5 protein-coding genes are annotated in these 5,735 nt (G+C 73.9%); 1 reads left to right on the top strand and 4 read right to left on the bottom strand.

Annotated features, from left to right (window positions below; all coding sequences use genetic code 11):
* Positions 1 to 138 precede the first annotated feature (138 nt).
* Positions 139 to 1,464, bottom strand: a complete 1,326-nt coding sequence (locus VIM19_20985) for an alkaline phosphatase family protein (protein HEY5187309.1) — start codon at positions 1,462 to 1,464, stop codon at positions 139 to 141.
* A 132-nt stretch (positions 1,465 to 1,596) separates the two neighbouring features.
* Entirely contained in the window at positions 1,597 to 2,460 is an 864-nt protein-coding gene (locus VIM19_20980) for an SMP-30/gluconolactonase/LRE family protein (GenBank protein ID HEY5187308.1), read from the bottom strand.
* A 258-nt stretch (positions 2,461 to 2,718) separates the two neighbouring features.
* Here VIM19_20980 and VIM19_20975 point away from each other — a divergent pair, with 258 nt between their 5' ends.
* Positions 2,719 to 3,117, top strand: coding sequence for an SHOCT domain-containing protein (locus tag VIM19_20975; protein ID HEY5187307.1), 399 nt, complete (start codon positions 2,719 to 2,721; stop codon positions 3,115 to 3,117).
* 11 nt (positions 3,118 to 3,128) lie between these two features.
* Here the strand turns inward: VIM19_20975 and VIM19_20970 are convergent, their stop codons facing one another.
* Positions 3,129 to 4,127 (bottom strand): 2-dehydropantoate 2-reductase, encoded by a 999-nt coding sequence (locus VIM19_20970; GenBank protein HEY5187306.1) that lies wholly within the window; start codon positions 4,125 to 4,127, stop codon positions 3,129 to 3,131.
* 41 nt (positions 4,128 to 4,168) lie between these two features.
* On the bottom strand, positions 4,169 to 5,467 hold the full coding sequence (locus VIM19_20965; protein ID HEY5187305.1) for a saccharopine dehydrogenase NADP-binding domain-containing protein: 1,299 nt from the start codon (positions 5,465 to 5,467) through the stop codon (positions 4,169 to 4,171).
* Positions 5,468 to 5,735 lie beyond the last annotated feature (268 nt).

Below are 5,735 nucleotides of genomic sequence, written 5' to 3'. Positions count from 1 at the left end.
GCGGGCGAGCGGCGACCACCGATCGAGGCCCGGAACCGACAGTGCGCGCCCGGCCGCCCGGGCCAGTGCCGGGTACCACGCGGCCGCGACGTCCGGGTGAGCCTCGAGGAGCCGCTCGACGGGCGCGGACATGCCGCCTCAGCTCCCGCCGCTGGGCCGACGATCGGCTCGGACGGCGTCCGCGAACGGGGCCAGCGCCGTGTCGGCACGGACCACCGGGGGCGGTGCGACGACCGGGTCGTTGACCAGCAGGAAGCCCAGCGTGGACGCGCGGTCCAGGCCCCCGTGCGTGCCCTTGAGCCGGCCGCCGCGGACCAGCCCGCCCGCGAAGGCCGACCGCCACCCCCACGACCAGCACGGCCCGAGGGAGACCAGCACGCTGGCCCGGTTGCGGATCCGGTCGCCGGTCAGCGCGTCGGCCAGCCGCCGCAGCGGGTCCGGGTAGGCCTCGAACGCGGTCTCCCGCAGCCAGTCGTCCTCGTGTGCGTAGCCGCCGTGGTCCAACAGCCCGGTGGCTGCGAGCCGCCGCCTCGCAGCAGCCAGCAGCAGCACGTCGCCGGAGGCGTCCTCGTAGGCGTAGCGCACCCCCGCGTCGGTGCCGCGCCACCGCACCCGTCCCCGGCCGGACCGCGCGACGACCTCCACCACGCCCGGCTCGGCTGAGTAGGCCGCGAGGTCCACCGCCTCATGGGCGGTCAGCGCTCGGGCCGCCGCCTCGGCGCGGTCGGCGTCCTGCAGGAACACGGCGCTGTAGTTGACGATGCCGAACGTCGGCGCGACGACGTCGTCCGGCCCGGCCAGCTGGTCGACCACCCGCAGCCCGGCCGCGCGCAGCAGCGGCTTGAGACTGCCGGTGTAGTGGACCGGACACCGCCCGCACCCGTGGTCGGAGAAGAGCACGATACGCAGCGGCCGCTGCCGCTCCTCACCATGCCGTCGGGCGAGGTCGACCAGCCGGCCGTCGAGCCCGACGAGGAAGTCGACCAGGCTGGCGTCCTCGTACAGGTGCGCGAACCCGTCGGTCGCGCCGAGGTAGGCGAGGACGACGTCGCGCGGCGAGGCGAGCACCTGGCCCACGACGCCCTCCAGCTCGGCGACGGCCGCCCGCGGCGCCGAGACGTAGTTGGCTGTCTTGGACACGACCCCCTTGTGCGGGACGTCGAGGAGCTCGCCCCACGGGGCCACCTTCTGCTCGTAGGTCACCGGGTTGGCGCCCACCACGCGGTTGGCCGCCGCGTCGAAATACCGGACCTCGTACCCCCAGGACGGCGCGACACCGAACGGCTGGAACAGCGCCGCGAAACCCGGGTGGGTCAGGGACGGGAACGGCGCGACCAGGGCGGACGGCGACGGCCACCCGGCGAAGGCACCGCTGCGGTGCGCCTCGCGGGCCACCCGGTAGGACACCGCGTCCAGCGCCAGCAGCAGGGTTCGCGCGGTGTCGTCCACCATCGGCAGCGCCACGCCTCCAGGGTAGGGCCGGCCCGAGCTGGCCCAGCGGGCCGGCGGCGCGCGAGTCAAGACGGGGAGGAAAGTGCGGCCACACGCACAGCAGGGACCCTTCCTGCAGGTTGGGGCGGGGGCATGGACGGCGAGCTAGACCCGGGCCACCTCGACCCGGCCGCGCGCCTGGCCATCCACGACGGACGGCTCGCTGGACGGCGCCGTCATGGCGAACAGCGCGCGGCCGTCCGCCCCGCCGAGCGCGCAGGCGTAGGCGATCTGGCTGGTCTCGACGGTGCCGGTCACCTGGCCGCCCTCGGCGTAGCGGACGACGGCGTTGCCCAGCCCCGCGGCCACCCAGATCCCGCCGGCCGGGTCGGCGCAGATGCCGTCCGGGGCGACCATCTGCGGCGCGGTGGACGCCCACACCCGGCGGTTGCCGAGGCCGCCGTCCGGGGCGACGTCGAACGCGGTGAGCTGCAGCCGCAGTGTCTCGGCCAGCACCAGGGTGCGCCCGCCGTCCTGCCAGGCCATGCCGTTGGGGAAGCGCACGCCGTCGGCGGCCACGTGCACCGAGCCGTCCGGGTCCACCCGGGCCAGCCGGGTCGCCCCGGCGCTGTCGTCGGCGAGGATCTGCGGCACCTCGCGGGCGGCCATGTCCGCGTGCAGGTCGTAGCCGAAGTTGCCGACGTACGCCCGACCGGCGGAGTCCGTGATCAGGTCGTTGAGGTGGTAGTCGGCCAAGTCCGTGAGGTCCGCGTGCACGACCAGCGAGCCGTCCGGCTCGAGGCGGAGCACCCGGTGGTCGAGCATGCTCGACACCAGCAGTCGGCCGTCCGGCAGCCAGCCCAGCCCGGACGGCTGGGTCGGCACGTCGACGATCTTGGACTCCGCGCCCGACTCGTCGAGGGTGTACACCGCCCGACGGTAGAAGTCGCTGAACCACAGCAGTCCGCCGTGCCAGCGCGGACCCTCCCCGAACGCCAGCCCTTCCTTGAGCACCGTCGCTGTCGTCATGCCGCTCCCTCCGCCCGTGTCCGGTACCGACCGCTCGGGGCCAGCCTGCTCGGCCGCGGGTCGGCGCCGTCCAGGGGCCTTCGCCTCTGGTCACGGCCGCGGGTGACGGCCTTCACACATGCGAATGGGCCGATGCGGCCCGACGCGGAGCGACCGGTGCCCTAGGCTGGCCACAGACCTTGATCATCTGGCGGGAGTTGGGGCTCGAGACACCTCGAGCACGCGGCGACCGACGAGGCGCCCTGGAAGGGAACATCAATGAGCGAGCTGGCAACCTGGCAGGTCGGGCAGGTCTTCTTCTCGATGCTGTGGTTCTTCCTGTTCTTCGTCTGGATCTGGCTACTGATCACGATCTTCGCGGACATCTTCCGCAGCCCCGACCTGGGCGGCTGGGCGAAGGCGTTGTGGACGATCTTCGTGATCGTCCTGCCCCTCCTCGGTGTGCTGGTGTACCTGATCGCCCGCGGCCACAAGATGCAGGAGCACGCGGTGCAGCAGGCCCAGGCCAACGAGGCTGCGGCCCGGCAGTACGTCCAGAGCGTGGCAGGCAGCACGACCAGCGCGGCCGACGAGATCGCCCGCCTGGCCGACCTGCGCGACAAGGGCGTCCTGACCGAGGAGGAGTTCCAGGCCGCGAAGGCCAAGGCGCTCGGCTGACCCTGGGGTCCTCACAGAGGGGGGAGGGCGGCGAGCAGCTCGTCCACCGGCAGGTAGCGGCCGGTTCGCTCCACCCGGTGGACGAGCTGCACGACCGCCTCGTTGTACGGCGTCGGGCGGTGCAGGTGCCGCCCGAGGGCGACCACCTCGCCGTTGAGGTAGTCGATCTCGGTGGCCCTGCCCCGCTCGATGCTCTGCCGGGTCGAGCCGAGCACCGGCGTGCTGCCCAGCGAGCGCGACATCAGGCTGACCGCGCGGGTGGCCAGCGGCGTGGGCAGCGCCAGCGTCGCCCGCAGCACCGGCGCGGGCAGCTCCGGCAGCGACGCCAGCCGGATCCCGGCGGCCCGGATCGTGGCGACGGCCTCCTTCATCATCAGCGTGGCCAGCCGGCTCAGCCACGGGTCACGGCTGACCTGCTGCACCGACCACCCGGTGATCGCGGGTAGTGCGTTGTTCTCGTTGACGATGAGCTTCGCCCAGTGCGCGCCGCGGATGGTGTCGGTCAGCCGGGTCGGGACGGCCTGGTCGAGCAGCTCCTGGGTCCGCCGCGCAGACCCCGATGTCGGCCCGAACGGGACGCCGAGCAGGAGCGAGCCGGGCCGGGCGTAGGTCACCCGACCCGGCGTGAGGTAGGTGGCGGCCATCATCACGACACAGCTGAGGATCGTCTCCTCGCCCAGGACGCCGGCGGCGATCCGGTCCGCCCGGACGCCGTTCTGCATGGTCAGCACGGGGACGCCGGTGACCAACGGGCGCACCTGCTCCACGGCCGCAGCCAGATCGGTGATCTTCACGGCGAGCAGCGCGAGGTCGGGGGTGAAGTCCAGTCGCTCGCTGGCCTTGACGTGGATGGTCAGCGGCCCACTCGGCTGCTCGATCACCAGCCCGTCGCGCTGGATCGCCGCGACGTGCGCGGGCCGGCCGACCAGCGTCACGTCCTGGCCGGCGCGCGCGAGCAGCCCGCCGACCACGCTGCCCACGGCGCCGGCGCCCACCACCGCGACTCGCACGGGCCTCACCTCCCGCCTCATCATGGGCTCAGCTCATGGGCTCAGCCGACCGGCAGCTCCTCGACGGTGCCGTCCGGGCGGACGTGCAGCACCACCAGCGAGGCGCCGCCGTCCACACCGTCCGAGATGCGCCCGAGCAGGTCGAAGGCGACGGCCAGGAACGCGCCCGGATCCACGGTCGCCTCCGGCGGTAGCACCCCGGGCGCGCCGGCCTGGCCGCGCAGCATGAGCACCGCACCGGCCGCCGCGGGCACGCCGGTGCCCTCGCCCGCGCCGGCCGCCCGCGACGACAGCGAGAAGACGTAGCGGTGCGGCTCGCCGTCCTTGCTGCCGCCCACCTCGACCCGCAGGCAGCCGACCGGGCCGCTCAGCCCGGCCGAGGCGAGCAGCCCTGGCCGCGCGGCCTGCAGCCGGGCCGTGACGTCGTCGACGTCGACGTCCGGCAGCCCGGCCGCCACCAGCCGCTGGGTGAGCTGGAAGTAGGGCAGCGGCACGATCGTGCCGAGGTTGGTGACCCGGCGCACCCCGGGCAGGTGCACCGGCAGGGTGACCGTCTCCGGGTGCGGGTAGGGGAAGGCCCGCACCTGGCCGACGTCGCGGAAGTCGACCTCCTGCTCGAACGCCTGGCCGGAGGGCTCCAGCTGCCGCACGGTGACGAACGCACCGTCGACGAACAGCGGGACGTCGTGGGTCATGGCGTGGATCCGGTGGGCGATCACCGCGGCGCCCTCGTCCGGTTCGCCCCCGTGCACGTGGGCGATGTCGACCGACTCCACCTGGTCGAGCAGGGTGTCCGCGCACAGCCGGGCCAGCAGGTTGGACACCCCGGGGGAGTTGCCCATGCCGACCAGGGCCCGCACGCCGGCCGCCCGTGCCATGGCGTCGAGCGCGAGCATCCGCTGGGTCGGCTCGAGGTCGTCGCAGACGTCGAGGTAGTCGACGCCGGCCTCGATCGCCGCCTGCAGCGTCGGTGGCCCGTAGCGGTAGAACGGGCCGGCGCAGTTGACCACCAGGTCGGCGTCGGCCATCGCTGCGCGCAGCGCGGTGGGGTCGCCGATGTCGACGCCGAGGTGACGGACCCGGCCGGAGGCGGTGCGGCGCAGCTGTGTCGCCAGCGTGTCGGCCGCCTCCGCGTCCTGGTCGGCGACGACCAGGGTGTCGACCTCGGCCGCGGTCGCCAGGGCGCGGCAGGCCACCTCGCCCACGCCACCGGTTCCGCCGAGCACCAGCACCTCAGCCATGTCGCATCCCTCCGCCGCCGCCGCTGCGCCGTCGTCGTCCAGCATGACCGACTCGAGCGAGCTGCCGCCCGGGTCCAACGCATCTGCCCCGTCCAGCAAGCCGCGGAACCTGCACGCCGTTGGCGCAGGACAACAGATGAGGCCTGCCGGCGCCCCACCACGCCGCGTTTCGGTTCGGTCGCCGGCGGCGTGTGCTCCCGGCGTTCCCACGTCGTGGGGAGCAAGGTGGTGCCGTGTCGGTCGCCGTGGTGTTCGTGGCAGGCACCGCCATCAAGGGGGTCGCCGCGCGGATCTTGATGCGCGGGGTCATGCGGCGTCACCCGAACGCCTTCCTGGTCACCTTGGAGCAGTGGGGGGTCACCATCCC

The sequence above is a fragment of the Actinomycetes bacterium genome, from assembly GCA_036510875.1.
Taxonomy (GTDB): domain Bacteria; phylum Actinomycetota; class Actinomycetes; order Prado026; family Prado026; genus DATCDE01.
The sequence above is the reverse complement of the archived record's forward strand: the minus strand, read 5'-3'. Positions and strand labels throughout refer to the sequence as shown.